The sequence below is a fragment of the Pseudoroseomonas cervicalis ATCC 49957 genome (genome assembly GCF_000164635.1).
Lineage (GTDB): Bacteria > Pseudomonadota > Alphaproteobacteria > Acetobacterales > Acetobacteraceae > Pseudoroseomonas > Pseudoroseomonas cervicalis.
The window spans coordinates 1-1,887 of the sequence record NZ_GG770958.1; the positions used below are offsets into that span (position 1 = coordinate 1).

Sequence of the window (1,887 nt, forward strand, 5' to 3'; positions counted from 1 at the left end):
CGGTGGCGGCGCAGCGGCTCGGCCTGCCGCAGCCGCTGCCGCTGCTCTGCGGCGCCATGGCCGGCGCGGCGCTGGCCGCCTGGATGGAAGGGCGCGCCGCGCGATGAGATGGGACGTGTTGCTGGCCATCCTGTGCATGGCCGCCGTCACCTATGCCTGCCGCGCCGGCGGCTATGCGGTGCTGCGCGTGGTGCGGCCGCCGCCCTTCGTCGACGCCATGCTGCGCAATCTGCCGGGTCCGATCTTCACCGCCTATGTGGCGCTGGCGCTGGACCGCATCGGCTGGATCGGCGTGCTGGGCAGCGCCGCGGTGGTGCTGGTGCAATGGCGCACCGGACATCTCAGCGCCTCGATCCTGGCCGGCATCGGGGTGGTGTGGCTGGCGCAGGTTTTTTTCGGATAGCCTGGCCTTGAGAGGGGCTTCGCCCCTCTCAAACCTGCGCGGCAGTGCCGCGCAGCCACCAAAGGCCTGAGGCCTTTGGAAACCCATTTGTTGGAACCCAACTGAAGGCGGGTGCAGGGGGACCCTGTCCCCCTGCTGGGGGAGTTTGAGGGGGCAAAGCCCCCTCAACCTTCACACCGCGCCATGCGCCTCGACATAGAGCGCGTAGAGCGAGTGGCTCGACGCCATGTAGAGCCGGTTGTTCTTCGGCCCGCCGAAGCAGAGATTGGCGCAGCGCTCCGGCAGGCGGATGAAGCCGATCGGCTTGCCCTGCGGGTTGAAGATCTTCACCCCGTCCAGATCCTCCGGCTTGCCGCGCAGCTCGTGCACGGCGCGGCCGTTGACCTGGCGCGGCTCCGCCTCCAGCGCGCCATTGCTGCCCCAGCCGCACCAGAGATTGCCGTCGCGGTCGACGCGGAACCCGTCCAGCGCGCCCTGGTCGCTGGCGTCGATCAGCTTGGTCTTGTTCGACAGCGCGCCGCCGGCGCCGACATCGTAGCTCCAGATGCTGCGGTTCGGCGTGCCGCGCCACTCGACGACATAGAGCTTGCTCTCATCGGGCGAGAAGGCCAGGCCGTTCGGGTTCACCAGATCGGTGATGACGGCGGCGATCTTCCCGTCCGCGCCGATGCGGTAGACATTGGTGGTGGCCTGTTCCGGCCGGGCGCGGCTGCCCTCCCACTCGCCATTGATGCCGAAGAGCGGGTCGGTGAACCAGATCGTCTCGTCCGAGCGCACCACGATGTCGTTCGGCGCGTTCAGCCGCTTGCCCTCATAGCTGTCGGCCAGCACGGTGATGCTGCCGTCCTTCTCCGTGCGGGTGACGCGGCGCGTCACCGAGTGCTCGCAGGTGACGAGCCGGCCCTGCCGGTCGCGCGCATTGCCGTTGGCGTAGTTGGCGCCGGCGCGGAAGACGGTGAAGCTGCCATCCTTCTCGTCGAACTTCATGATGCGGTTGTTCGGAATGTCGCTGCAGAGCAGGTAGCCGCCCTCGGGGAAATAGACCGGCCCCTCGGCCCAGCGCATGCCGCTCGCCACCTGCTCCAACGTCGAGCTGTAGATGCGGTAGCGCGCGAAGCTGGGGTCGAGGATCTGCACCGCCGGATCCGGGTAGCGCTGGTTCGGCGTGAAGGGGAAGCTCTGCGCCGCGGCCGCGCCGGCCAGCAGCGCGCCGCCGGCCCCGAGCAGGCCGCGCCTCGTCATCGTCATGGGTTGTTTCCTCCGGGCGGCGTCAGCGCCGCCTTGGGCGCGCAGGCTCGCACCCGGCGCCCGCCAGGGTCAATTCGTCATATGACCTGACGAGGCGGAAAAATGCTTCAGACGCCCAGCGCGTTGTAGAGGCGCTGCACCGGTGGCCAGGCGGCGGCGATCGGCCCGCGCCAGTGCCACAGCGCCCAGAGCGCCGCGCCCAGCAGCAGCAGCGAGACCAGCCAGGCCAGCCCGGC

The 1,887-nt window shown here is 69.5% G+C and carries 2 protein-coding genes; one reads left to right on the top strand and one right to left on the bottom strand.

Features of this window, described 5'->3' with window-relative positions; translation table 11 throughout:
• The first annotated feature begins 115 nt into the window (after positions 1–115).
• Entirely contained in the window at positions 116–403 is a 288-nt protein-coding gene (locus HMPREF0731_RS20760; RefSeq protein ID WP_245538376.1) for an AzlD family protein, read from the top strand.
• Positions 404–574: 171 nt separating this feature from the next.
• Here HMPREF0731_RS20760 and HMPREF0731_RS20765 read toward each other — a convergent pair whose 3' ends face one another.
• Positions 575–1,651 carry an SMP-30/gluconolactonase/LRE family protein gene (locus tag HMPREF0731_RS20765; protein ID WP_007006198.1) on the bottom strand — a complete coding sequence of 359 codons (1,077 nt, stop codon included), beginning with the start codon at positions 1,649–1,651 and terminating at the stop codon, positions 575–577.
• Positions 1,652–1,887 lie beyond the last annotated feature (236 nt).

Excerpts from the sequence above, each read along its gene's own strand:
- HMPREF0731_RS20765 (WP_007006198.1), bottom strand. The coding sequence starts at position 1,651 with ATGACGATGACGAGGCGCGGCCTGCTCGGGGCCGGCGGCGCGCTGCTG.